A 26,396-nucleotide genomic window follows, 5' to 3' on the forward strand; every position below is an offset into this window, starting at 1 on the left:
AATCAAAGTACTCCAGCATTTCTTTATCGATGCTACCTGCTCCAAGGAGCATGGTGGCTTTCACCATGTGGTCCAGAGACAGCTTTCGGTGGCGAGTAAAATCTCGCCCGGGTTGTTGGAGAAATTCGTGTTTTCGTGCGACATGATCATCAATAACATGAAAAAGTGTTTTTCGAATATCCTTGTGAATTGCTGGTTTCGGCATAATAGCCCTCCTTTGAATCTCTATGTTCAAAGGGCTTCGCCGCATTTTTGCTGATGAATGTCAAGCTTTTCTTTAAAAAAATCTGCAAAAAAATCAGCGCATGTTTCCATACGCTGATTTTCTTAACTTAATGACATTGTCGCTGGGAATCCCTTTTTTGTTGAGGCAGACTCTCTAAGGAGAGAATCAGATCCACATTATATAGCATCAGATCTGGCCCATCATCAGCTGAACCAGGAAGGAGACCACCACCACCAGAAGAGAGATGAGGAAACCATGAACCATGGGTTTAAAGCCTGATTTGGTGACTTCACTGAAGTTGGTTTTAAGGCCGATGGCACCTAAGGACATGACCATGAGAAGCTTGCTGAAAGAGGTGATCTGTGCGCTGAAGGCATCAGGCACAAGCCCTGTGCTTTTGACTCCCACCATGAGCAGGAAAAACAGGATGAAGAAGGGGAAGATGCTTTTTAGATCCACCTTATTTCGTGCATGCACAGTGCCTGCTCCTGCAGTTTTTCTGCTTTCCACCCTTGCGTGGATATAGGAGAAAATCAGTACCACGGGAACAATGGAAAGGGTCCTGGTGAGCTTCACAATGACAGCGTACTGTCCTGCAGCATCAGAGAATGCATAGGCTGCAGCCACCACAGAAGAAGTGTCATTGACTGCGGTACCGGACCAGAGTCCAAATCCAAGATCACTCATCTGGAAAAATCTGCCCATGATGGGGAAAAGAATCACCATAAGGATATCAAATAGAAAGGTAGCGGAAATACCATAAGCGATGTGGGCGTCCTCTGCTTCAATGACAGGGGCGATGGCGGCAATGGCAGAGCCACCGCAGATGCCTGTGCCCGCTGAGATGAGGCTGGAAAGCTTCCAGGGAAGGCCCATGACTTTTCCAAGAAGATATCCACCAAGGAAGGCAGATGCCAAAGTGAAGGTCATGACCACCAGGGAAAACTTACCGACTGAGAAAATCTGGGAAAAGCTCAACCCCAGTCCCATGAGGATGATGGAGAACTTCAGGATCTTTTTGGATGTGAACTGAATGCCAGAAGAAAAGTTCCTGTTTCCTGAGATAAACGGATTGATGACCATACCCAATAAGAGGGCAAAGACACCTGCACTGATGAGATGTCCAGGGATGATCTTCTGGAGCTGATTTGCCGTCAGGGCAAGAAGTAATGACAATAGAATTCCGGGAACCAGTTTTTGCATGTTTTTCATTGTATGTCCTCACTGTTTCATATGATGTCTTGATTTTAACATGTTTAAACTATAAAATATAATTATATATATTTATTAATCTATTCTTTAAATTTATAGAAAAGGAGCAAAAACATGCTGGACCCAAGACTACTCACTTTTCTTGCCATTGTGGAGGAAGAAAGCTATACCAAAGCCGCTGTGAGACTTTCCATGACACAGCCAGGGCTGAGCCACCAAATGAAACAGCTGGAAGAGATGTATGATGTGAAGCTTTTTCATTATGAGAACAGAAGAATCAGCCTGACAGAAGAAGGCGCGGTCTTCAGAAAGTATGCGGAGTTTCTTCTTTATCAAGAAAAAATGATGAAAAAGGAACTGGAAAACCTGAAAAAGAAGAGGAAGAAGTACTATTTTGGTGCAACGCTGACTTTAGGAGAATATACTCTGGCACCTCATCTGAAGCAGTTTTATGACTCTTTTAAAGAGGTGGAGTTCTCCCTGATGGTGGACAACACCAAAGTGCTTCTCTCCCACCTTCAAACGGGACATCTTGACTTTGCGCTCATTGAAGGCATTGTGGACAAGGCACTCTACCAGGTGACGCTGCTCAAAGAAGTGCCATTTATTTTAGTGGTGGGTCCGGAGCACCGGCTGAGTGGCAGAAAAGAAGTATCCATGGAAGAACTTCTTCCTGAAACCCTCCTGGTGAGAGAAGAAGGGTCCGGTTCCCGAAAGGTTCTGGAAACAGGGCTGTCCACCATCAATTTTTCTATCAGAGGCTTTGAGAGAGTCATAGACATCGGCAACATCGGCCTTTTAAAAAAGCTAACAGAGCAAGGGGCTGGCATCAGCTTCATGTACAAGGACGCGGTGCTATTGGAGCTTTCATCTGGCAGGCTGAAAGAAATTTCAGTGAAAAACCTCAGAATGGTTCGGGAGTTCAATTTTGTGACTCAGCCTGGAAACCTCCAGAATAAGGAGTTTAAAAGATTTTACAGATTCTTGCAATCTGTCTTGTCCTGATAGAGATCCTTGGAGAGAAGAAGCTGAACTATTTGTGTCGTAGGGGTGGAAATAAAAAAAAGATGATTTATACTGTAAGAAGAAAATACAGAAAGGAGAGGTGGCTATGACTGAAAAACTCGAACACCTCCAAATGCTGCTGCAAAACAGATTGTTTATGCAGCTGAGAAAGGAGCTGGAAGAAGAAAATCCGGTGGATCTGGCGGAACTCATCGAGAAAATGACGAAGGATGAGAGAATCCTCACCATGAGGCTGCTGCCCAAAGATCTTGCAGTGGATGTTTTTTCTGAAATGGATCCGGATCTTCAAGAGACGCTTCTTTCTGAAATCACAACAGAAGAGATTGATCATCTGGTGAAAGAAATGTTTGTGGACGACCTGGTGGATCTCTTAGAGGAGCTCCCCGCTTCTTTGGTGGCAGAAATTCTCGACCGGGTACATCCAGAGGACCGGGCTACGCTGAACCGGTTTTTGCAATATAAAGTAGATACAGCAGGAAGCATCATGACGTCCGAATACACAAGTCTCAAAAAGAACCTGAAAGTACCGGAAGCCATTGACTATCTGCGGCAGAACGGTCAGGACAGCGAGACGCTGTACAGCTGTTTTGTGGTCAGTGACACACGAGTGCTTTTGGGTGTGGTAACCTTAAGAACCCTTCTACTTGCGGAGGATCATCTTACCGTGGAAGATCTCATGGAAGAGAAAGTGGTCGGGGTGCAGACGGAAGATGATGTGGAGGAAGTGGCGGAGATTTTCAGCCGGTATGATTTTATGACACTTCCTGTGGTGGATAAAGAAAACCGTCTTGTGGGCATCATCACGGTGGATGATATCATGGATGTCATCCTGGAAGAGGATACAGAAGACTTTGAGAAGATGGCAGGTACTGTGCCATCAGACAAGCCTTATCTCAAGACTTCCGTATGGGAACTGGCTAAAAATAGAATGGGCTGGCTTACCTTTCTCATGCTTTCGGGTATATTAACGGGCGCCATCCTGACGTCCTTTGAAGATGCGTTTCTTGTGATTCCCGTTCTTGTGACATTTATACCGATGCTTACAGACACTGGAGGAAATTCCGGTTCCCAGTCCAGTACGCTCATCATCCGTGGACTGGTCCTGGGAGAAATTGAAATGAAGGACATTGTGAAGGTCTTCATCAAGGAGTTTGAAGTGTCTCTTATGACCGGTGCGGTCTTGGCACTACTCACCTATATCAGGCTCCGGATCCTTTACCCGGATAAACCGCTCATCGTTCTTGTCGTATCTTTAGCAATCCTTGCCACAGTGATCATGGCAAAGCTCATGGGTGCGCTGCTTCCTTTTTTTGCAAAGAAGATCAAGGCGGATCCGGCCATCATGGCAGCACCGATGATTACAACCATCGTGGATGCCTCCTCTCTGCTGATTTATTTTTTCCTTGCCAGATGGATCCTGAAGATCTAAAAGGGCTGAGAAACAATTGAATCAAGTATATGAAAATAAAGAATCCGGCTTTCTAAGGGAAGTCCGGATTCTTTGTTTTCTAGAGGTATCGATTGGAGAAGTTCCTAGTTTCAGAACCTATAGATTTTCAGCGTTTTTATAGAGCATATCAATGTCCTCTTTGCGGAGCATTTTCTGGATCACCAGTGCAATGAAAAAGATCACAGGCAGATTGATGAGAAGTCTTGTGACAGCAAAGGTCTTTCCCATGGAAGCCATTTCAAATAGAAACATGGGGATTTTTGTGGTGGACCAGGCACCGATGAAAAGAAGGATGTTGGAGAATTTGACGCCTTTTTTCATAAATACTGCCGCAACTGGAAAGGCTCCATAGAGTGGGCCTGCAGCAGCAGAGCCGATGAGGATGGCCAGAAGCATGCCTTTCACTCCTGAGCCTTCACCCATGTACTTCACCATGGTGTCTTTTTTGATCCATACATCAAGGAGTCCCATGAGTAGGAAGATGGGTGGAATCACCTGAATCATCTCCAGGGTAGAGTTCTTTGTGATACTGAGGGCTTTTGTTCCTGTTTCTTTGGAGAATATCCAAAGAAGCAGAAGAGCTGTGAGAGCAATGAGAGTGTATCTGTATCTTTTCAGCAGTTTCATCATAGTTTCATGACACCTCCTAGAATAAAGGCGATGAGGAAAGACAGAAGAAATGCCAGACCATTTCGTAAGAATGTAACCTTTTTTCCGAAGTATCTGATTTCTACTATAATGGTGATCACGCCCACCATCATGAGAGTGGAAATGAAAGCACCAATCTGCATATAGCCTGCACCTTCTTTCAATAAAAGAGCTGCCATGGGAAATGCGATGAATCCGGGGATCAGCGTGATTGCCCCAATCAGCGCAGTCAGAAGGGTCCCAAAGAAGCCCGAAGACTCTCCAATGTATCTGGAAATGGTTTCGGGAGAAAGTATGCCCAGCAGTATGCCTGCAAAAATCAGGACCGTCATAAATTCAGGCAGGATATTTTCAAAGGCTTTCCAAGCCTTTTTCAGAGCTGTTTTTGTGTTTTTTTTGTCCTTTACATAGGACAGAAGAAGTAAAAATCCGGTAATCACATATAAAATGGTGGTCATCATCGTCTCCTCGTCTCACCATATTCGGGATTTCGCAATAAAATTACGGTCTGAAAACCATAGGGGTCTCAGACCGTAACGGACTATCTTTTTTCCAGAATCTCTTTGATGGCGTTTGGTTTCAGCACTTTTCCATAAGAAACCACTTCTTCGTCAATGACCAGCCCAGGTGTGGACATGATGCCATAGGAAGCGATGTCTTTAAAATCTGTGACCTTGATGATCTCCGCCTCGATGCCCATTTCTTTTAGAGCTTCTTCTGTATTTTTTGTAAGTGTTACACAGTTCTTGCAGCCTGATCCTAATACTTTAATTTTCATGAATATCTCTCCTCTTTATGATTAATTATATATAATTTTGGGTAACTAAATGAATAAATAACTGAATGCATTGAAACTATAACCGATAAGGATAATCCCAGCTGCAACAATACCAAAGAAAATCGCTAAAAGCTTTGGTTTCACTACCTTGGACAACATGACCAGGGAAGGGAGAGACAAAGCAGTCACACCCATCATAAAGGCCAGTGCCGTGCCTAATCCTACCCCTTTGGCAATGAGAGCTTCGGCGATGGGAAGGGTTCCGAAGATATCTGCATACATGGGGATACCAACGATGGTTGCGACAAGGACAGACCACCATTTGTCTGCACCTAAGATAGAGGTGATAAAGGTTTCTGGAATGTAATTATGGATTGCAGCACCAATACCGACACCAATGAGTACATAAATCCAAACTTTTTTGATGATATCGAGAACTTGATCCCTCGCAAACTCTATCCTTTCTTGTATGGATAAAGGATCTTCTTCCCCCATCTCCAAATTGTTCTGGAATACAAAGGACTCCACATGTGCTTCAAGCTTCAGATGCCCAATGACTGTTCCGCCAATGACGGCCAGAACCAAGCCAACGATGACATAGGCAATGGCAATTTTCCAGTTGAAAATACCGGCCAAAAGAATCACTGAGGCAAGATCCACCAAAGGGGAGGATATCAGGAAGGAAAAGGTTGTGCCGATGGGCAGCCCTGCACTGGTAAACCCGATAAAAAGTGGGATAGAAGAGCAGGAACAGAAGGGAGTGATGGTCCCCAAAAGAGCGGCAAGGATATTGGCGGTAATTCCATTGAAGTTTCCGAGGATCCGCTTGGTCCTTTCTGGCGGGAAGAAACTCTGGACATAGGAAATCATAAAAATAAGGGCAGAAAGAAGTATAAAAATTTTAATAACATCGTAGATGAAAAAGTGAATACTGGCTCCAAGCCTTGTGTCCATACTTAGGCCAAATACCTTCACCACAAGGCTTTCGACCAGTTCAAACAGCCAGTTCATCTTCAGCAGCTGATTGTTGATCCATTCAAATATTACCATGATGATCTCCTTCTATATTACAGTGTAAAATTCTTACTGATGAGGGACTGAGATTCGCTGTATTGCCATTTGGTGGCGATATTTTTCTGATCGTCCTGAAGCTGTGGATATTGACCAATGCTTTTCAGGATGTCTGAAAGAATACTGTTCAGAAGAATATGGTCCGTTCTCAGTTTATAATAAACAAATTTCTCTTTTCTGGTATCCACCACAAGATTCAGATCTCTAAGTTTGGAAAGCCCTTTAGATACAGTAGGTTGGGGCACATTGAGAATTCCACTAAGTTCACAAACGCAGAGCTCATCTTGGTAAAGCAGCATCATGATTCTCAGTCTAGTTTCGTCTGAGAGGGTTTTAAAAATATTGGTCAGTTCATTCATGGCGTCACGTCCTTTCACAAATGCACATATTCTCATATGGGAATATGATTATATTACTCTTGGGATTTGTTCCTGTCAATGATTGACAAAAAATAACTTTACGCAGGTTCAAATGATTGACATAAAAATGTTTATCAGGTTATCTGCGCTGAATTAACATGGTGTTAACAAGAATTTAGTACAATGGAAGTGTTTCAAACTTAATAAATGGAAGAGGAGAGTTTTATGAAAATACGGATCATTGGTGCCGTGGCTGCAGGAACTTCAGCGGCTGCAAAAGCAAGAAGAAACAGCGAAGAAGCAGAAATCATCATTTATGAGATAGATACCTATATTTCCTATTCTGGATGCGGGATGCCCTATTACATCGGCGGAGAAGTGGAAAATGGGGAAGACCTGACACCAAGAGACCCCAAGTTCTTTAAATCAAAATATAATGTGGACATTAAGACCGGTCATGAGGTGCTTCAAGTGGATCCCAAGGAGAAAATCCTTCTGGTGAAGAATCTTGAAACAGGAGAGACCATGAAAGACTCTTATGACAAACTGATTTTCGCTACAGGGGCCCGTTCCGTTGTGCCTCCTATTACAGGTGTGAGGAACAAGCATGTATTCAGTTTGCGGAATATCAAAGACATGTACAGCATCAAAAAGTATATTGATGAAAAAAATCCCAAGGATGCAGTCATCATCGGTACGGGTTTCATTGGGCTTGAAATGGCTGAAAATCTGAAGCATCTGGGCATGGAAGTCACCATGGTGGAGCTTCTGACACAGGTATCCCCAGGACTGGATGAAGATATGGCCATTTTGGTAGAAGAACATCTAGCTGCAAAGGGTGTGCAGGTCATTACTGGCAAATCAGCAAAGGAAATCACTGAGAATGAGGTGATCCTTTCTGATGAAAGCAAGCTCCCAGGTGATCTTGTCATTGTAGCCACTGGTGTAAGACCTCATGTGGAGCTTGCGAAAGAAGCTGGCATTGAGATGGGCGTAACAGGAGCAATCAAGGTGAATCCGTTCATGGAGACGTCAGTAGCAGATATCTATGCTGCGGGAGACTGTATAGAACAGTACCACAGTATTACAGGAAAGCCTGTGTACAGACCTCTGGGTTCTACGGCAAATAAAACTGGAAGAATGGCAGGAAATAATGCTACTGGTGGGAACCTTGAGTTTAGAGGTGTTCTGGGTACAGGCATCTATAAGATCTTCGATCTTGCCGTGGCACAAACAGGGCTTACAGAAAGAGAAGCACTGAAAGAAGGGTATGAAATTTCAGTCAGTCACAACATCAAGCCAAACCGCCCGGAATATATGGGTGGCAAAGAAATGGTCATCAAGTCCGTTGCAGATAAAAAAGATGGACGGCTCCTGGGGGTACAGATCATTGGACCAGAAGGGGTGGACAAGAGGGTGGATGTGTTCGCAGCACTGATCACCTTTGGTGCGAAGGTTCAGGATCTTGTTCATCTGGATCTTGCCTATGCACCACCTTTTTCGACAACAAAAGATCCTGTGATGTATACCGGGATGATTCAGGAAAATGCCATTTATGGCAATCGTCCTGTTATGACAATCAAAGAGCTGGATGAACTTGCATCTTCAGGAAAAAAAGTGAGGATCGTGGATGCCAGAGTGGTAAAGCAGTATGAAGCCAGTCATGTGGAGAATGCCATAAACGTCCCGCATAGTGCTGCAAGGGACGTTGCGAAAGATCTGGAGAAGGATACCATCACCGTGACCTACTGCAATAAAGGCACCACGGGAAATGCGGTGCAGAATATTTTTCTCAACAGTGGGGTGGAGAAGGTCTACAACCTTTCCGGTGGCCACAAAACCTATCTCCGTTATTTAAAAATGAAGAAAAAATAGATATTGAATTAGAATTAGATTAAGGGCGATGAGACAAGGATCAAGGGAATGGGTGTCATAAACGCTTCTTCAGAAATCAAATAAAATTAAAACCAGGTAACCATGCAAAGTGATGTGCAAAAGGTTACCTGGTTTTTTATCTCATTTCATAGAATCCGTCTGGATTCTCTTTCAGAGCAGACTCGATGAGAGCGAGCTCTTCCATAAGAAGCTCTTCCGTGGGATAGATCCCAAGGGTTGCTTTATTTTCACCAAATAGATTGGTGCCGGCAAATTGCCCCCATAGAATGTGTTTTCCCTTCTTCTCACCGAAAATCCTTGAAGTATAGACTCTTATGACTTTAACGAGTTCTTTTTTGTCCTGTGTTCTAATCCACATGGTCTTCTCCTTTGCTGTCCTCTTGTTGCTTCCTATTTTTCCAGCACATCATGGTAGACTTCATTTTTTTCCATGACAGCCTTGGCGAATTCGCAGATGGGACGGATTTTTTTTCCTTCTGCTCTGGCTTTTTCCGCCATACCGTTGAGAAGCTTCTTTCCTACTCCCTGTCCCTGGAATCCATCGTGGGTATAGGTGTGCTTGATGATGAGAAGCTCATTTCCTAACTCCTCATAAATGATTTCACCTGCTTCCATACCTTCTTCATTAAGAAGATAAAGCCTGCCTTCTCCTTGTTTGAGTTCCATTTTTCTTCCTCCTTGTGTGCGATATACCGCAGTGCTTTGGTTGGACAGGCGTCCAGCACCGCAATGAGTTTTTTGAGATCCGGTTCTTCTCTTTGATCAATCCAAGGGCGGTTTCTCACGTTGAACACCTTGGGACTTCCCTTCAGGCAAACCCTGGAATGTGTGCATAGGGAGCGCTTGAAATAGATATCGAGTTTGTCACCGTAGTATTTCCGGTATCCCGTTTCCAGTAGTTCCTGTTCAGTCATGGCCACTTGATCTCCTTTTTTTAAAAGTTACATCCATTTTATCACAGGAAGCAGGGGAAACCGTAAACAAGACGTTAATTTTGTCCTAAGCAGAGGAAGTTCTGAAAACGGTATGAACTCGACGCTCCATAGGTTTAGAAAATCTTAAGGGAATTCTTTGGTCCACTTCATTCTTTACAGATATACTAAAAAAAGGACAGAAGATAGGAGGGTAGCTACATGAGAGGAAACAGAAGAGGTATTGTATATATGGTCCTCATTTTAGCAGTACTGGGAGGTATTTATCTCTATACAGAACTGCAAAGCCAGATGGCGACAAAGCCACCGGAGCTGAAGGCATTTCTCAGCGATGAGATGCAGAAAGAAGCACAGATGGGCACCTATGAATGGAAATCATTAGGACGCAGTGTCATCGCAGACAGCGATCACCCGGCGAATTTTACCTATACAGAAGAAAGCAGAATCACAGCCAGCAGCGGTCAAAGACTCTATCTGACGCCTCTGGTGGAAAGTGAGAAAGTACCCTATGAAATCATCTCCGCTGCAGTCAGTGAGAAGGGAAAACCGGAAACTGAAGTTAAGCTCGATTTCACCATCCATGGAGATGCAGCAGTGATCTCTATACCAGAATGCAGCGGCACTTTTGTGTACAGTCTCCAGGTAGACTATCTGGAGAAGGGGGATGCGGTGTATGGCCTGGAAGTGCTGGTGGATGTGGTGGAATATGATCTGGACAAACTGCGCACACTAAAAACTCCCTATGTGGGGAATGCGAGCAAAGTTTCAGAAATTGTTTCAGCTCTTCCGCTTCCAGGCAGTGGCTACGTACAAAGATACATCTCCTTGGAGACAGAAAAAGAACCCTATGGCATTACGGTATACTATGAGCCAAAAGAAGAACTGACGAATCTTCTTCAGTATCCTAAAGCTGAGCCCGTGAATGAGATCCATCGGGTCATGGAGAAAAATGCTCTCGTACTGATCTCTTTGGTGGAGAATGCTGATCAAATCACATTCAAGGTGAAGAATGAGCCATCGGAGGGAGTGCTGGAGAAGAGTTCCTATGATGGGAGTGTAAAGTTCACGAGAGAAGAACTGACAGAAAAGTATGGTCCTCTGGATCATATTCTGTCCAGGGAAGATCTCTTCCTACGCTGAAGTTCAGTAGACAATACAGGATGATATAAGGGAAAAGAGAAAAGTGGAAGAGTCTCTATGTGGATTCTTCCACTTTTTATATCTGGTGGGTTGAGAGATTTAGGATGCTTATCGGAATGATATTGAAACATCCGCTGCAACAAAGTATGATAAGTATGGATTGATGGAAAAATATCAGACAAAGAATGCAAAAAACAATAAAGATGTTTAAAATATCGCATTATGTGGTATAATATACCACATAATGACTATGATTTTATGATGAAAGGATGTAGACAGAATGGAACTGAGACTCGCAGGTATTAAAAAATCCTTTGATGGAAAAGAGGTGCTGAAAGGGCTGGATTTCACCTTTGAAAAAGGGAAAATCTATGGACTGTTAGGCAGAAATGGCGCAGGAAAAACAACGCTCTTCAATATTTTGGCAGATGAAATCAAAGCGGAAGACGGAAAAGCCTACTTGACCGCACAGGAGGAGGAAAGACCCATCCGACCCAAGGATCTCTCCTATGTGTACTCCACCCCTGTGCTCCCGGATTTTCTCACAGGCTATGAGTTCATCAAGTTTTTTGTGGATCTTCACAAAAATGATCTAGACCATCTCCAGCCTATTGACACTTATTTTGATCTCATCCAGTTTGAGAAGGAGGACCGGCACAGGCTTATGAAGGGGTACTCCCATGGCATGAAGAACAAGATTCAGATGCTTCTGTTTCTCATTGCAAAACCCATGGTGATTCTTCTGGATGAACCTCTGACGTCTCTGGATGTGGTGGTGGCACTGGAAATGAAGAAGCTTCTCAAAAGCATCAGAGAAGACCATATCATCATTTTTTCCACCCACATTCTTCAGCTGGCCACGGATCTTTGTGATGAGATTGCCATTCTTCATGACGGAAAGATGTCCATGCTGGATCATGACAGACTGGGAGATGAGACCTTCGAGGAAGAAATCATCAGACTTCTGAAGGAGGAGAACCATGGGGCATAAGATTCTTCTCATAATGAAGCTGGAGACCTCTATCTTCATAAACGGACTTGTTTATTTTATCCGGAAGCTGCCCCTCGTGAGAAAAATGGCCAATAGAGGTCATTACGGATTGTTCACCCTGAAGGAAGGGTTGGGTGTGCTTGCCTTTCTCTATCAGCTTATATGGAGCAGCCTGAAAGGAGCACTTCTGGCAGTGGGGGCGCTTCTGCTTCCCGGACTGTTTTTGGACGGTCTGGATGCAAAGTCCCTGACACTGGTTCTTTTTCTTTATTTCCTCATGAGGCTTTTGCTTCCCTACCTCCTAGAACTGACCCAGACGAAGTTCATTCTTCTGAAAGAGCTGAAGATGGATCCTCGAGAGTATGCCTTGGCATATCTCGTGAAAAAAGAAGGTTTCAAACTGGTGGGGCGAAGCATAGGATTTCTGTTTCTTACTGGAAGTGTGTTCCGAAGTCCTCTGGAGGCTCTGTATCTTTCAGGGGCAGCCACCCTCATGGGATTCGCAGCAGAGGCACTGCATCTTTATCTCTTCAGAAAAAGGCGGTTCCTTTTAGAAGATCATAACATGGTGCTCATTGGCCTTATCCTCATAGTGATGGCGGGCGCATATCTTTTGTATTTCTTCCTTCCTGGATTTGACGGTGGACTTGTTCTTAAGCATCCACTCTTTGCGGCTACACTCTTTATGATGGCGATATTTTGCCTTCGGTATATTGTCCGCTATGACTACTACATCGAAGCTATGAACCATGTGACAAGCTATGAGAAGATGAATAAGCTTCAGAATGCTATGAAGGAAGCCATGGTGGCAGATGTGAAGATGCGGGACAAGGATTTTAAGGAAGAAGATCTTCTTCCGGTGGAAGGGGTGGAAAAGGAAGGCTTTGCCTACCTCAATGCGCTTTTCTTCAAAAGACACCGGCGCTTTTTCAGAAAGCCTATTCTTGTGAAGTCCATCCTGGTTGCCACGGTCTTTGTTGGCCTCTTCCTTCTGTATCTGTTTGTGGATCCGGATCTTATGAATGGCATGGGACCGGAGCTTTCGAAAAACTACACCATGATGATCTTTGTCATGTATATGCTGACCAATTCCAACCGGGAGACCAAAGCCATGTTCTACAACTGTGATCTCTTTATGCTACGGTATGGATTTTACAGAGAGCCCAAAGCGCTCCTTAGCATGTTCTCCTTGCGGCTGAAGAGAATTGTGCTGGGGAATCTGATTCCCACAGGAACCCTTCTTTTTGGACTCTTTCTGTTCACTGCACTCTCTGACCGGAGAGATTATGGAGAAATTCTTCCCCTCATGGCCATGGTGCTGACCCTGTCTGTATTCTTCTCGGTGCACTACCTCTTCATGTACTATGTTTTTCAGCCCTACACCTCTTCCATGGAAGTGAAGAGCCCTATGTTCAATATCATCAACGGACTGGTCTATCTCTTGTCCTATTTGGCCATTCAAATCGATGCTCCAGCCCAGTGGATGCTTCCAGTGATCATTTTGCTGTCCATTTTCTATGTGGCCGTGGCGGTGCTGTTTGTTTACAAAAAAGCTCCAACTACGTTCAGAATTAAATAACAATTAGCCTGTATAATGAAGCAATATTGAATGAAAATAAGATGAATAGAGGTGTTCAATTATGGTGAATGGACTTCTGTTTCAAGGGTTTGAATGGTATCTGCCCGCAGATGGGAATTACTACAAGGATTTAAAAAAGAAACTGGTGGACCTGAAGAGAATTGGCGTGACAGCCATCTGGCTTCCGCCAGTGTGCAAAGCCACAAGCCCGGAAGATACGGGGTATGGCATTTATGATCTGTATGATTTGGGTGAATTTGACCAGAAAGGTTCTGTCCGGACCAAGTATGGAACCAAAGAAGAACTTATAGATCTCGTTGAAGCCATTCATGCAGAGGGCATGCAGGTCTATGCGGATGTGGTGCTGAATCATAAGGCAGCAGCAGACTTCGAAGAGGAATTTGAAGCGGTGAAAGTGGATCAGAACGACCGCAGGAAGGACATCGAGGAGCCCAGGACCATCAAAGCCTGGACAGGGTTTGATTTTCCTGGAAGAAAAGGCATGTATTCGGACTTCACCTGGCATCATCATCATTTCAGCGGCGTGGATCTGGACACCCTCACGGGAGAAAAAGGCATCTTCAGGATTTTAGGGGAGAACAAAGGGTGGAACTGGGGCGTATCCCACGACAATGGAAATTACGACTACCTGATGTTTGCAGACATCGACCATGCTCATCCTGAGGTGAAGGAGGAGCTTCTAAACTGGGTCTACTGGTTCATTGAAGAGCTGAATATTGACGGAATCCGTTTTGATGCCGTCAAGCACATTGACGATGAGTTTTTGGAGATGTTCGCTGAAAAGATCCATGAGAAAAAAGGAAAAGACTTCTATCTTTTGGGAGAGTACTGGGATTATAATATCGAGAACAAAGAAAAATTCATGGAGAATACCCGATTCCAGATGGATCTTTTTGATGTGGGTCTCCATTTCAATCTGTTCTCTCTATCAAAGAACCCAGAAGACTTTGATCTTCGACAAGTTTTTGACGGTACTGTGACCAAGGTGAACCCGCCCATGAGTGTCACCTTTGTGGACAACCACGACTCAGAACCAGGCCAGGCGTTGGAGTCTTATGTGGAGCCTTGGTTCAAGGAGATGGCCTATGGTCTCATTCTATTGAGACGGGATGGTTATCCGACGATCTTTTATGGAGACTACTACGGCATCGGCGGTCCCTATATGATTGAACCCATGAAGGACAAAATAGACAAGCTGTCACTTCTTCGTACATCCTATGCCTATGGGGACGAAGAGAATTACTTTTCGGATAAGGACCACATCGGCTGGGTGAGACACGGAGAAGAAGAACATCCGGAGAAGATGGCCGTGGTGATGTCCCTCTTTGAGAAAAAGACCATCCGCATGCTTATGGGAGAAGAGCTTAAAGGCGTGATCTTTGGGGACTACACGGGAAACTGTGGGGACAAGGTGGAAATTGATGAGGAAGGTTATGGAGACTTTCCGGCAGAAAAAGCTTCCATCAGCGTGTGGCTGAGAGATGGCCTGGAACTGATCTAAATAGAGGAAGAAGAGGCAGCAGAAGCTGTCTTTTCTGCTTCATCGGGAAGAGTCTTTCTCAGAAAACAGGTTCTTTTGGGAGAGAAGTCTTTTCTGTTTGTAAGTGCTTTCCCCTATGCTATGATGAAAGTGGACGATATTGAAAGGAGAAGATGATGAAGAAGTTCAAACAGGAAGTCTACAGTGTTTTCGGACGCATCTATATTCCCGAAGAGCTCATGGGAAAGAGAAATCTCATTCTTCATATTTCAGATACCCCTTCAGCCATTTATCCGGCCATAAGAGGCCTCTTACGGAAACTGAAGCCCCAGGTGATCCTCCATACAGGAGATCTTTGCGATCACATCAAACTGGAGAACAACGAAAATCTCATGGGGGAGTTTCTGCATGATGTGGTGAAACTCATACGGATCATGGAATTTTCCTCTGCAGAAGAGATCCACATCACCATGGGAAACCATGACAAGTACAGAGCACTTCAGCCTCTCGTGAAGAAAAGCACCCTGCATGAAATGGATGCGGTGCTGGATTTTGGAGAGTATTCTTATCATCTGTCCCACTATTATGAGGATGTGGAGGCAGATCCCAAGGACTTTAATCTCTATGGCCACAATCTGGAGGACAAGACGGAAAAAAGAAGGACCCGATGGTATCTCAACGGCGTGGAGGGCATTCATGTCATAGAGAAGGATACCGGAAAGGTGCATATTCTGAGATATCCCTGGGGGACCAATGATTACAGATACCGCAGAAGAAAACGGGGATTATAAAGGGAGCCACTTTCACTGTAATTTTGGGAAATCACAGGACATAGACTGTGTACAGACTTAAATAAAGAGAAAAGGAGCAGTTGGCATATGGTGGAGCTGTTAAGAACCGGGCCAGGCATTCTTCTTCTGGAGACAGAAGAAGAGAAGAAACTACAGGATTATTTTTTATCGAAGGAACCACAGGAGCCTCTGAGTCTCATGGATGCGTTCAGCATTGGAACAGAAGGGGAAACCATTGTGCTTCTGACTCCAGCACAAACAGATGTATACCGGAAGAGTGAGGAGAAGAATGCCCTGATTCTCAAAGAAAGTCCATCCGTGATCCTGTCGGAGCTTCTCAATGATAAAATGAGCTCTCTTGTGTATCACAGCCGTATCGTCTCCAGGACCATCATCATGCGGACCATGGGAGATATGGAGAAGGTCTTTGAGGAGCTGAAGGAAGACTACGGCGGCAAAGAAGGCAGCATTATGGAGTTCATCAACAGCAACCTGGAGAGTGGCGTCATTGTGGCTCTCACAGACAAGTCCCTGAACCGTCAGGTGACCCTGGGGGACATCTATATGGAAAAATGTCTTCATGTCAATGAGAACTACTTCACCATCTTCAAGGAGCTGAGAAGCAATGCATTGAAGTATCTGAATATCGGACTAGGCAATAAAGTCTGGTATGAGATGGACATCCGGATCTATGATATGTATGCCCACTTTCAGCTGCATTATGAGCGCCTCATGAATGTGCTTACAGAGTTTGAGATGGGAATCGTTCTTGGAAGCACCTGGTCCAAAGACTATCCGAAAATGCTTCTGGCCGTGGATGTGTATAGTGTGCGTTTCTTCACATTCTATGAGCCGAAATATATCAAAAAGATTCTCATGAGCATGGAATATGTGGATGACGGCACAAGGATTGTGGATTACGATCTGTATATGGGCAAAAAGAAAGTATCCTGGCGGGATATGACGAAGGACAAAAAAGCCACAAGAGAAGGACTGTCCATGGCCTACAGAAAAGAAACCTTATCCAATCTGACGCCGGAGGAGCTGAAGAAGCTTTATGCTATGGAAGAGAAGGTCCTCAGCACGAGGAAGGTCTAAAGGGTCAGCCTAAAAAAAAAAAAGAGGTTCTGATTGCAGCAGAGTGAGCGGAGGTGGATGGTTTTGAAAACTTTAAGTGCGCGGATGCAGTATTATTTTTCTATGGTGCTTTTTGGAAGCATTGGTCTTTTTGTCCGGAGGATCCCCATGGCTTCTCTGGAAATCGCATTTCTCAGAAGCCTTCTTGGCAGTGTGTTTTTAGGAATTCTTCTTTTACGGACAAGAAAACCCTTTCCTAAGAAATTTCTGAGAGAAGAAGGAGGAAAGCTCCTCTTTTCAGGGGCGTTTCTGGGAATAAACTGGATTTTTCTTTTTGAAGCTTTCCAAAAGACCACCATCACCAGCGCTACCCTGGCCTACTATATGGCACCAGTGCTGTTTCTTCTTCTGAGCTCTGCTTTTTATCGGGTGAGGTTTACGAGAATTCGCTTCCTGACCATAGGACTGGCGTTTCTTGGCCTTTATGTTCTACAGGGCAGTGTGTTCACTCTTGGAAAGGTAGATCAGAGTGGTGTCCTTTTTGGACTTATAGCGGCGTTTTTTTATGCGCTTGTGATGCTTCTAGGAAGATCCATCCATAAAGTGGATGGACTGCATAGAACCTTCTTGAATCTTTTCATATCTCTGACCGTTCTCAGCCTCTACATGGGTTTCACTGGAGCTTTCCAAGGGATGCGGATTCCCATGGAAAGTCTTCCGGAGATTCTTCTCGTCGGATTTCTCCATACGGGCATCGCTTATGCGCTCTATTTTTCCAGCCTCAGCCGTCTGGAAGCCCAGGAAGTGGCTCTAGCCAGCTATCTGGACCCGCTTTTTGCCATTTTGTTTTCGGTGATGTTTCTGAAGGAGCCCTTTACTTGGTCAATGCTTATTGGAGGAAGTCTCATTCTGGGGTCCTCCCTGCTGTATGAACTCTTCGGAAGGAAAGAACAATAAATAAGGATAGAGGTGTTACGATATGAACAAAACCATAAAAGTGGAAGGAAATGCGCTTGTCCGAAGGAAACCGGATCGGATGAATCTGGCCTTCACCTATCGTTTCCAGAAGGAGCGGTATGAAGAAGTGCTGCAGCTTTTTGAAACAAGCTACAGCAGATTTCTGGAGTCTATGGAAAGAGCAGGGGTGCCTGCTGAAAAGATAAAAACATCTCACTTTTCTGTGCATCCAAGATATGAGCAGGAATACGATGGAAAACTGTACCGTGAGGTGTTTCAAGGCTTTGAGATATCCACAGTCCTAAACCTTCGGCTTCCATTATCTTTTCCCAATCTGTCTGAGATTTTCAGCTTTCTTTCCGAGTCTGGCGAAACGCCACAAGTGGGACTGACCTTCAGTCTGGAAGACGAGAAAGAAGTGATGCAGGAGGCGATGAAGGAAGCGGTTTTGGATGCAAAGAAAAAAGCGGAGACCATCGCGGAAACTTTAGGACTCACCATCGGCCATGTGATCTCTGTGGAGGAAGTGTCCGAATCCTACGGAAGTTATTCAAAGGTGGAAGGCAGCCCAAGACTTCTAAAAGCCATGGATCTTTCCATGACGCCAGAAGATGCAGAAGCCAACAGGAAGGTGCTTCTGACCGTGGAAATTCTCTGATTTTTTTCAGGCTTTTCTAGTCCTTCTGTCCATCCTACGTTATAATAGATAAGTGCTATCTTTAATGATTTGACCAAAGAGAAAGGAGGAGTCCTATGAAAAACGAAGAGACTGTCCTCTATCTTCAGAAGCTTCTTACGGAGAACAGCTATAAAGCTCTTCGGGAAGCGATGATAGAAGAGAATGAAGTGGATATTGCAGAGTTCATTGGAATCCTGCCCAAAGATAAAGCTGCCATCGTATTCCGTCTGCTGCCCAAGGATCTGGCTGCGGAGGTGTTCTCCAATCTGGAGCTGGATGTGCAGGAGCGGCTGATCCATGAGTTTACGGACAAGGAACTGGAAAGTGTTCTGGAAGAGATGTTTGTGGATGATCTGGTGGATATGCTGGAAGAGCTTCCTGCCGGTATTGTGAAAAGAGTGCTGAGAAATACAGATGAAGGGACCCGTGGGGTCATCAATGCCTTCCTGAAGTATCCAAAGGACTCTGCAGGAACCATCATGACGGCTGAGTATACAAATCTCAGGCCTAAAATGACGGTGAAGGAAGCGATCATGTACCTTCGGATGAATGGTGCGGACAGCGAAACGCTCTACAACTGCTATGTCATCGATAAAAACAGAGTACTGGATGGCGTGGTCTCCTTAAGAACCTTGCTGCTTTCCAAAGATGAAGTTCTGGTGGAAGATCTCATGGAGACGGATGTGGTAAAAGTACATACATCAGATGACAAGGAAGAAGTAGCCTATCTGTTCCAGAGATACGACTATTTATCCTTGCCCGTTGTGGATTCAGAGGAGCGTCTTGTGGGTATCATCACCGTGGATGACATCATTGACGTTATGGAAGAGGAGGCCACAGAAGACTTTGAGCTCATGGCGGCTACCATTCCATCGGGAAAGCCCTATCTGAAAACCCCTTCCTGGGAACTGGCGAGAAACAGAATCGTCTGGCTCACCGTGCTCATGTTCTCCGGTATGATCTCTGGAGGCATTTTGAGCAGATATGAGGAGGCTTTTACGCAGATTCCAGTCCTTGTGAGTTTTATTCCTATGCTCATGAACACAGGTGGTAATGCAGGCTCTCAGGCCAGCACACTGGTCATCCGTGGTATGGTGCTCAATGAGATTTCCTTGAAAGACGGATTTGTGGTGCTCTGGAAAGAGTTCCGGGTCAGTCTCATCGCAGGTCTCTTCCTGGCGGTGATCAATTTCATCCGTCTCATCATCACCTATCCAGGGCAGGAAAAAATCATGTTCGTGGTTTCCTTTGCCATTTTCGGCACCGTGGTCATCGCAAAAATGGTGGGTGGAATTCTTCCCCTCTTTGCGAAGCTGTTGAAAGCGGACCCGGCCATCATGGCGGCGCCACTCATTACAACCATCGTGGATGCGCTGTCTTTGATTTTTTATTTCTTCCTTGCAGGAGTTTTCCTGGGGATTTCTTGATTTCTATGATACTTGGGAGGTAGGAATATTTGGCAGAGAATCCAGTGAAAAATGAAAAGAAAAAGAAAAAAGGGCTTTCTTATTTGTGGATCTTCCTCATAGGCGTTCCAATAGGAGTAATTCTAGCAGTGCTCGATGTGGATCTGGGCTTCTTGGATGTTTATTCCTTTTCAGACTTTGTGGCCATTTTTATTCTATTTTATGTTGGTGTTTTCCTGACCATCAATCTGCATGAACTGGGACATCTTCTCTTTGGGAAGCTTTTGGGATACCAGTTTCTTATGTTTCGTGCGGGAGTTTTCTCCATACAGAAAGAAAATGGGAAGCTCCGGTTTTCCATCATCAAGAATGTGGGATATGGAGGACTCTGTGCCATGATCCCTGATGAGGATGCCACCATGAAGGAATATGCCATATACTCTCTGGGAGGGATTTTCATGAATCTTCTCACCGGGGCGCTGTTTCTTTATCTTTCAGCTTTTATGGAGCCATACAGCGTATGGAAGATGGCGGCGATTCTAACTGGGGGAATCTCTATACTTCTTGGGATCGTCAACGGGTTTCCGTTTTTTTCCATGAATCAGCCCACAGACGGGATGATGTTTTTCAGTATCCTAAGAAACAGTCCCATGGCAGAAAGGTTTTATGAATCGTCCCTTCTGACCAAGAAGCTGGCTTCCGGCATCCGGCCGAAAGATCTGCAGCTGGTGAAGGATTTTGACATCATCGGTGATATGCATGATCTGACCAAGGCGTTCTATCTCTATTTTCAGGAAATGGACAAGGGGAATCGAGACTCTGCAGAAGAATATCTTCGGGATGTGGAGAAAAGTCTCCATAAAGTCCCCCCGTACAGTCTTCCTGCTTATTATTATGAAATCCTTTTTTTCGCTCTATTGAAGGGGGATTTTGATAAGGCAAAGGTGTTTTACGAAAAAGCAGGGAAGATCCTCATGAGGGATCAGGACATCAATGGACTGCGTGTGAAAGCCTATTATGCCTACTTCATGGAAAAAGATGCAGAAAAAGCCAGGACCCTGGCCTTAAAGGGACTGGAGATGCGAGACCACTATCCTTTCAAAGGGCAGGCAGTATATGAGGCGGAGCTTCTCAATGAGCTTCTCCAGAGAATAGAAACCGAGCGCCAAGGGCAATAAGCCCTGGCGCTTTTTGTTTTCATCTTAATATTTTCATCGGAAGTCTTAAGAATAAAGACAGAGGAAATGCGGATTCTGTAAAAGCTTTCAGGGGATACTGGTATAAAAGGTGGTGAGAGAGATGCAGTCAGAAAAAATGGAGCGCAGGAAAAGAGAAATCCGCAGCCGGAATCGAAAAAGAAGAGCATTTTTGGGCATGATGATCCTCTTTGTGCTGATGCTCCTGGTACTGTTCTTGCAAAACATTGGACGAGCAGAGCAGAGTGTATCTATTGGAAATCCCCTGGAGAGAATCAGCAGTCTGGAGGAGCTCAATGAGAAGACGAGAGAAGCGGCGGAGCTTTTCTTAAGGATTGCAGAAGAGGAGGGTCTTCCAGTACTCATCACAGAAACCTACCGCACCCAGGAAAGGCAAGAGTATTTATATGAGCAGGGAAGATCAAGACCAGGACAGGTGGTCACCTGGACCAAAAACTCCAACCACACCAAGCGGAATGCCTTTGATATTGCAAAGAATGTGCCTGGAGAAGAGTACACCGATCTGGAGTTCTTCAGAAGATGCGCCGAAATCGGAAGAGAGATCGGGCTCTCACCAGGATATTACTGGGAAGAGGGAAAGAGGGACATGCCTCATTTTGAGATGAGAAGATTCGGACGGGTGAAGTATCCAGAAGGATATGAAAAAATACCCTAGATTCTCAGATATTTCTCTATTTGTTTAGAATTCAGCCAAACCTATTAGATATACTGAGTAAAACAAAGTATATTGAAAATGGAGGCAACGACATGAAGCCATTACTGACCATCACAAATTATGGACATTCCTGCTTTTCTGTGACCTATGGAGACTATACGATGATCATAGACCCGTACAGAGAAAACAGTATTCCAGGACTTTCCCCACTGCAACTGACGGCAGACGATGTTTTTGTTACCCATGAGCATTTTGACCATAATGCCAGAAACGCTGTCAAAATGAAAGAAAAAGCAGTCCCCTCTCCCTTTAAGCTCACCCGGATCACTTGTGCCCATGATCAGGAGGGCGGAAGAAAAAGAGGTATGACAGACATTCTTCTTTTTGAGGGGGAAAATCTCCGATTTGCCCATTTTGGAGATATTGGAGAAAGCCTGACAGCTGAGAAGAAAGAGCTTTTGAAGGATCTGGATCTGGTGCTTCTTCCAGTGGGCGGATTTTATACCATCTCCCCAGAAGAAGCAAAGGATATGATCCATGAACTGAACCCGCATATCGCCATCCCCATGCACTACCGCACCACGGAGTTCGGACTTCCGGATATTGAGCCTCTGGAGAACTTCACCAGCCTTTTTGACCAGGTGATCTTTTACCGGGAAGATACGCTGGTTTATGACAGGGAACATACCAAGCAGCAGGTGGCAGTGCTGAAGCAGAAAAAAATACATCAGCAGGACATACATCTATCCTGATTTCAAAGAACAGGGTCCAGGAGGCATTGCTTTCCTGGATCCTTTTTCTACGGAGAAAGAAAATAGCATAAAGATATATGCATTATCGTTTTCATGATAGAATAGAATCAATAAAACCGATTTCAGGAAGAGGAGAAACCATTATGATTGAAGTTCGTCAAAAAGTCTTCAGACTCAGCACCAAAAGCACCAGCTATCTTTTTCGGATACTGCCAACGGGGCATCTTGAAAATCTCCATTATGGCCGCCTTCTTGCCTGGCAGGATTTTCAGGGGCTTTATATGAAGCAGAATGCCGGAGTCGGAAGCAGTGTTCTTTATGAGGAGGGTGGATACACCTTGGATCTTCTTCCGCTCGAGTATTCTTTCAATGGAAAAGGAGATTTCCGGGAAATGCCCTTTGAGATAAAGATGCCCGATGGATCCTATGTCTGTGATTTTCATTACGAGTCCCATGAGATCCTTGAGGGAACCCTTCCCATGGAAGAGATGCCCACAGCAAAAGGGGAGGAAGCGGAGACTCTTGTGGTCCATCTTCGAGATACGCTTCATCCACTGAGAATGACCTTGGTCTACACTGTTTTTTCAAACTGTGATGTGATCACGCGTAGAGCGGTCATCGAAAACAGATCGGATCAGCCGGTGGAGATTTTAAAGTTCATGAGCATGCAGCTGGATCTTCTCATGGATCATCCAGAAGTGCTGACCCTTTCTGGGGGATGGATCCGGGAGGCTCAAAAAGAGAGGCACAGACTTCCCGTGGGCAGTTTTCTCCAGGAATCCAGAACGGGAGGCAGCAGCAACCGTCATAATCCGGGGCTTCTGCTCATGGAAAAGAATGCCACTGAGGATTTTGGGAAAGTGTACGGGTTTAATCTTCTATATAGTGGGAACCACAGGAGCGTTGTGGAGAAAACGAGCCATGGGCTGGTACGAGTCCATCAGGGCATAAGTCCCCATAATTTCTCTTGGGTGCTGGAATCAGGAGAGACTTTCAGAACCCCGGAAGCAGTGATGACCGTAAGCATGGATGGGATGAATGGCGTGAGTCATCATTTTCATGATTTTATCAACAGACACATCATTTCCAAAGAATTCCAGTATAAAGAAAGACCCGTTCTTATGAACAACTGGGAAGCCACTTTTTTTGATTTCAACGAACGTAAGATTCTTTCTCTGGCCAGGGAAGCCAAGAAACTGGGTGTGGAGCTCTTTGTGCTGGATGATGGGTGGTTTGGAGAAAGAAACAGTGACAGAGCAGGGCTTGGTGACTACGGGGAGAACCGGAAGAAGCTGCCCAGCGGCATCAAAGGCTTGGCAGAAAAGATAAAAGCCATGGGGCTTGATTTTGGACTCTGGTTTGAGCCTGAAATGGTCAATGAGGACAGTGATCTTTATCGCAATCACCCTGAGTATGCCCTTCAGGTACCAGGACGCACGCCGTCCAAAGGAAGGCATCAGCTGGTCCTGGATATCAACCGGAGAGAAGTTCAGGACTATATCATCAAGGAAGTTTCCCATCTTCTTGAAAGCTGTGACATTTCCTATGTGAAATGGGACATGAACCGCCATATGAGCGATGTCTACAGTGACGCGGTGAATCATCAGGGGATGGCATTTCATGGCCATATTCTTGGGCTTTACCGGGTGCTGAAAATCCTCACGGAGCGTTTTCCCAAGGTGCTTTTTGAATCCTGCTCCAGTGGGGGAAACCGCTTTGATCTTGGAATGCTCTCCTACATGCCCCAGGTGTGGGCATCGGATAATACAGACCCCATTTCAAGGCTATCCATTCAAGAAGGACTGAGCTATTTTTATCCATTATCCACCATAGGAGCCCATGTTTCAGAAAGTCCCCATCAGCAGACCTTAAGAAAAACCCCTTTGGAGACGAGATTCCATGTGGCCTCCTTTGGAGTCCTGGGCTATGAGCTTGAACTCACCCATCTCAATCTGAAAGAGAAAGAAGAAGTGAAAAAGCAGATTGCCTGGTATAAAAAATACAGAAGCCTCATGCAATTTGGCAGGTTCTACCGGTTTGACAGCGTCCGGGAGAACCGGGTGAACTTTCAGGTGGTATCTGAGGACAGAAAGAAGACGGTTCAAGGGTTTTTCCAAAAAATGCAGGAACCCAGTCCTCCTTTTGATGTGATGCCGTTCAAGGGTCTACATCATGAAAACACCTATGTGGTGAGAACCAGAGAAGCATCCATGGACATTGAAGTCTTCGGTTCTCTCCTGAAACACGTGATGCCGATAAAGCTGTCTCCTGGAGGTCTGATCTTAAGAAATGCGAGAAAGCTCTATCGCCTCCCTCATAATGTGGAGGAGTATACCGCAAAGGGGGACCTTCTCTCAGAAGGACTCCGCATCCATCAGCAGTTCATGGGAACAGGCTATCAAAAAGACACCAGAATGCTCGGAGACTTCGGTTCCCAGCTCATGGTGGGAGAGATGAAGGAGGAAAATTAATGGAATCATCATCGTCATTCAGAAAGAACAAATATGCCTTTGCCATGGGCACTTTTGGCAGAGATATGGTCTATTCTCTGGTCAGCATGTATCTCATCGTGTTCATCACGGAAGTGGTGGGGGTATCCAACAGAGAACTTCTGACCATCAACACCATCATCATATTCATCCGCGTTTTTGATGCGTTCAACGATCCCATCATGGGCGTAATTGTTGACAATACCCGTTCGAGATACGGAAAGTACAAACCTTGGATCTTCCTTGGTGTGCTCCTTGCCGGAATCCTGACAGTCCTCCTGTTTCTGGACACGTCTTTTTCAGGAAACTCCTTCGTGTTCTATGTCACGTTCATTTATCTTCTTTGGGGCATGGCCTGGACCATGAATGACATCTCGTACTGGTCCATGATGCCAAGCCTCAGTTATGATCAGAAACAGAGAGAAGAGATTGGGGCTCTAGCCCGTATTTATGCAAATCTTGGCCTGTTTTTTGTGGTGGCCTCTGTGATCCCACTGACCAATGCGCTAGGGGAGGCTGCTGGAAGCCTGAAGCGCGGATACTTTGTCTTCGCGGTGCTCCTTGTGGCCGTCATGGTCCTTTTTCAGATGATTACGGTATTCTTTGTGAAGGAGCCTCCCGTTCTGGGCGGCCATGATTTCAAAAAAACCACTCTAAAGGGGATGATCCGGGCGCTGACACAGAATGATCAGCTGATGGTGACTGCCATTGCCATGGCTCTCTTCATGATTGGCTATATGACCACCACAAGTTTTGGTGTGTACTATTTCAAATATGTGTATCTAGATGAAACCATGTACAGTATTTTTGCTCTTGTCCTTGGTGTATCCCAGATCACGGCACTTCTTCTGTTTCCTAGATTCAGCAAAAGATATGACCGGAAAACCTTGTATGGTGGAGCAATTCTTCTCATTCTTCTGGGGTATGTGCTGTTCTTCTTTTCCCCTGCCAATATGATTTTTATTGGAATATCGGGAATCATGCTGTTTGTGGGCCAGGCGTTCATACAGCTTCTGATGCTGGTATTTCTTGCAGATACCATCGAATATGGCCACTGGAAGCTTGGAAAAAGAAATGAATCCGTATCCTTTGCCATCCAGCCCTTCATCAATAAAATGGGGGCGGCCGTGGCCCAGGGGATCGTGGGGTATACCCTCGTGATTTCAGGGATCAATGGTCTCACTGAGGGAGAAATGCTGAGCGCTCAAGGTCTTCTGATTATGAAGTCTGCCATGATGCTTCTTCCGCTGCTTCTCATCGTCATCAGCTTTCTGCTGTACAAGAAAAAATACATCATTGATGAAAAAACCTATGGAAAGATTTTGGAGGAGCTCGTGGAGCGGGAAGGAAGCAACTGAGGTGCCGTCAGAACCATAGAGGAAAGGAGTGCTGAGTCTCGAAGATTGAGCAGGATGCGTTAGACTTTTTACAGGAATTGCGCCAGAAAGCCCATACCGAGCTTGCCCGGCTTCAGCCGTGGGATGAATGGCGCTTGCGTGGCAAAACATATTGCAGCTTGAATCTCATACCGATACAATGTGTTTATGAGCCAAACATATAGAAG

General features: G+C 45.1%; 26 protein-coding genes and 1 pseudogene. 17 read left to right on the forward strand and 10 right to left on the reverse strand.

Annotation, left to right across the window (positions count from 1 at the left end):
• Both BM243_RS14445 and BM243_RS14450 read right to left on the reverse strand, forming a co-directional pair.
• Positions 1-205: pseudogene (locus BM243_RS14445) on the reverse strand (hypothetical protein); the annotation flags it as partial.
• Between the two features lie 207 nt (positions 206-412).
• Entirely contained in the window at positions 413-1,438 is a 1,026-nt protein-coding gene (locus BM243_RS14450) for a YeiH family protein (RefSeq protein WP_177213539.1), read from the reverse strand.
• Positions 1,439-1,552: 114 nt separating this feature from the next.
• Between BM243_RS14450 and BM243_RS14455 the strand changes: the two genes are divergently transcribed.
• The gene (locus BM243_RS14455; RefSeq protein ID WP_074913240.1) at positions 1,553-2,443 is read left to right on the forward strand and encodes a LysR family transcriptional regulator; all 891 of its coding nucleotides are present in this window, start codon (positions 1,553-1,555) and stop codon (positions 2,441-2,443) included.
• Between the two features lie 106 nt (positions 2,444-2,549).
• On the forward strand, positions 2,550-3,893 hold the full coding sequence (gene mgtE / locus BM243_RS14460; protein ID WP_074913242.1) for a magnesium transporter: 1,344 nt from the start codon (positions 2,550-2,552) through the stop codon (positions 3,891-3,893).
• Between the two features lie 117 nt (positions 3,894-4,010).
• On the opposite strand, the gene BM243_RS14465 is transcribed toward mgtE (BM243_RS14460), so the two are convergent.
• The 5 genes from BM243_RS14465 to BM243_RS14485 form a co-directional block, all read right to left on the reverse strand.
• Entirely contained in the window at positions 4,011-4,544 is a 534-nt protein-coding gene (locus tag BM243_RS14465; protein ID WP_074913246.1) for a permease, read from the reverse strand.
• Positions 4,541-5,023, reverse strand: a complete 483-nt coding sequence (locus tag BM243_RS14470; RefSeq protein ID WP_074913248.1) for a permease — start codon at positions 5,021-5,023, stop codon at positions 4,541-4,543. The genes BM243_RS14465 and BM243_RS14470 overlap by 4 nt, the downstream gene beginning before the upstream one ends.
• Positions 5,024-5,103: 80 nt before the next feature.
• Positions 5,104-5,340 (reverse strand): thioredoxin family protein, encoded by a 237-nt coding sequence (locus BM243_RS14475; protein WP_074913250.1) that lies wholly within the window; start codon positions 5,338-5,340, stop codon positions 5,104-5,106.
• Positions 5,341-5,385: 45 nt separating this feature from the next.
• Positions 5,386-6,390: a permease gene (locus tag BM243_RS14480; protein ID WP_074913252.1), complete on the reverse strand. Its 1,005-nt coding sequence runs from the start codon at positions 6,388-6,390 to the stop codon at positions 5,386-5,388.
• A 17-nt stretch (positions 6,391-6,407) separates the two neighbouring features.
• On the reverse strand, positions 6,408-6,770 hold the full coding sequence (locus tag BM243_RS14485; protein WP_074913254.1) for an ArsR/SmtB family transcription factor: 363 nt from the start codon (positions 6,768-6,770) through the stop codon (positions 6,408-6,410).
• Positions 6,771-6,995: 225 nt separating this feature from the next.
• On the opposite strand from BM243_RS14485, the gene BM243_RS14490 reads away from it, so the two are divergent.
• On the forward strand, positions 6,996-8,645 hold the full coding sequence (locus BM243_RS14490) for an FAD-dependent oxidoreductase (RefSeq protein WP_074913255.1): 1,650 nt from the start codon (positions 6,996-6,998) through the stop codon (positions 8,643-8,645).
• Positions 8,646-8,781: 136 nt separating this feature from the next.
• Here BM243_RS14490 and BM243_RS14495 read toward each other — a convergent pair whose 3' ends face one another.
• From BM243_RS14495 to BM243_RS15610, 3 genes are read right to left on the reverse strand one after another with little or no spacing between them, the layout of a single operon-like run.
• Positions 8,782-9,024 (reverse strand): hypothetical protein, encoded by a 243-nt coding sequence (locus BM243_RS14495; protein ID WP_074913257.1) that lies wholly within the window; start codon positions 9,022-9,024, stop codon positions 8,782-8,784.
• 32 nt (positions 9,025-9,056) lie between these two features.
• Positions 9,057-9,332 (reverse strand): GNAT family N-acetyltransferase, encoded by a 276-nt coding sequence (locus BM243_RS14500; RefSeq protein WP_074913260.1) that lies wholly within the window; start codon positions 9,330-9,332, stop codon positions 9,057-9,059.
• A complete protein-coding gene (locus BM243_RS15610; protein WP_074913262.1) occupies positions 9,248-9,580 on the reverse strand; it encodes a (4Fe-4S)-binding protein in 333 nt (110 codons plus the stop codon). Before BM243_RS15610 ends, BM243_RS14500 begins: the two co-directional genes overlap by 85 nt.
• A 219-nt stretch (positions 9,581-9,799) precedes the next feature.
• On the opposite strand from BM243_RS15610, the gene BM243_RS14510 reads away from it, so the two are divergent.
• The 14 genes from BM243_RS14510 (at position 9,800) to BM243_RS14575 (ending at position 26,190) form a co-directional block, all read left to right on the forward strand.
• On the forward strand, positions 9,800-10,738 hold the full coding sequence (locus tag BM243_RS14510; RefSeq protein ID WP_074913264.1) for a DUF4825 domain-containing protein: 939 nt from the start codon (positions 9,800-9,802) through the stop codon (positions 10,736-10,738).
• A gap of 280 nt (positions 10,739-11,018) precedes the next feature.
• On the forward strand, positions 11,019-11,729 hold the full coding sequence (locus BM243_RS14515; protein WP_074913266.1) for an ABC transporter ATP-binding protein: 711 nt from the start codon (positions 11,019-11,021) through the stop codon (positions 11,727-11,729).
• Positions 11,719-13,308 (forward strand): hypothetical protein, encoded by a 1,590-nt coding sequence (locus BM243_RS14520; RefSeq protein ID WP_074913268.1) that lies wholly within the window; start codon positions 11,719-11,721, stop codon positions 13,306-13,308. Before BM243_RS14515 ends, BM243_RS14520 begins: the two co-directional genes overlap by 11 nt.
• A 61-nt stretch (positions 13,309-13,369) precedes the next feature.
• A complete protein-coding gene (locus tag BM243_RS14525; protein ID WP_074913270.1) occupies positions 13,370-14,830 on the forward strand; it encodes an alpha-amylase in 1,461 nt (486 codons plus the stop codon).
• Positions 14,831-14,985: 155 nt separating this feature from the next.
• Positions 14,986-15,600 (forward strand): metallophosphoesterase, encoded by a 615-nt coding sequence (locus tag BM243_RS14530; protein WP_074913272.1) that lies wholly within the window; start codon positions 14,986-14,988, stop codon positions 15,598-15,600.
• An 87-nt stretch (positions 15,601-15,687) separates the two neighbouring features.
• Positions 15,688-16,698: a hypothetical protein gene (locus tag BM243_RS14535; protein ID WP_074913273.1), complete on the forward strand. Its 1,011-nt coding sequence runs from the start codon at positions 15,688-15,690 to the stop codon at positions 16,696-16,698.
• Positions 16,699-16,761: 63 nt separating this feature from the next.
• On the forward strand, positions 16,762-17,634 hold the full coding sequence (locus tag BM243_RS14540) for a DMT family transporter (protein ID WP_177213541.1): 873 nt from the start codon (positions 16,762-16,764) through the stop codon (positions 17,632-17,634).
• Between the two features lie 22 nt (positions 17,635-17,656).
• Positions 17,657-18,292, forward strand: a complete 636-nt coding sequence (locus BM243_RS14545; RefSeq protein ID WP_074913278.1) for an SIMPL domain-containing protein — start codon at positions 17,657-17,659, stop codon at positions 18,290-18,292.
• Positions 18,293-18,387: 95 nt separating this feature from the next.
• Positions 18,388-19,740 (forward strand): magnesium transporter, encoded by a 1,353-nt coding sequence (gene mgtE, locus BM243_RS14550; protein WP_074913280.1) that lies wholly within the window; start codon positions 18,388-18,390, stop codon positions 19,738-19,740.
• A gap of 29 nt (positions 19,741-19,769) precedes the next feature.
• Positions 19,770-20,897 (forward strand): M50 family metallopeptidase, encoded by a 1,128-nt coding sequence (locus BM243_RS14555; RefSeq protein ID WP_074913282.1) that lies wholly within the window; start codon positions 19,770-19,772, stop codon positions 20,895-20,897.
• A 121-nt stretch (positions 20,898-21,018) separates the two neighbouring features.
• Positions 21,019-21,591: a M15 family metallopeptidase gene (locus BM243_RS14560; RefSeq protein ID WP_074913285.1), complete on the forward strand. Its 573-nt coding sequence runs from the start codon at positions 21,019-21,021 to the stop codon at positions 21,589-21,591.
• Between the two features lie 92 nt (positions 21,592-21,683).
• Positions 21,684-22,343 carry an MBL fold metallo-hydrolase gene (locus BM243_RS14565; protein ID WP_074913288.1) on the forward strand — a complete coding sequence of 220 codons (660 nt, stop codon included), beginning with the start codon at positions 21,684-21,686 and terminating at the stop codon, positions 22,341-22,343.
• A 143-nt stretch (positions 22,344-22,486) separates the two neighbouring features.
• Positions 22,487-24,814, forward strand: coding sequence for an alpha-galactosidase (locus tag BM243_RS14570; RefSeq protein WP_074913290.1), 2,328 nt, complete (start codon positions 22,487-22,489; stop codon positions 24,812-24,814).
• Positions 24,814-26,190 carry a glycoside-pentoside-hexuronide (GPH):cation symporter gene (locus BM243_RS14575; RefSeq protein ID WP_074913292.1) on the forward strand — a complete coding sequence of 459 codons (1,377 nt, stop codon included), beginning with the start codon at positions 24,814-24,816 and terminating at the stop codon, positions 26,188-26,190. Before BM243_RS14570 ends, BM243_RS14575 begins: the two co-directional genes overlap by 1 nt.
• Positions 26,191-26,396: the final 206 nt, after the last annotated feature.

This window comes from Proteiniclasticum ruminis (genome assembly GCF_900115135.1).
Lineage (GTDB): Bacteria > Bacillota > Clostridia > Clostridiales > Clostridiaceae > Proteiniclasticum > Proteiniclasticum ruminis_A.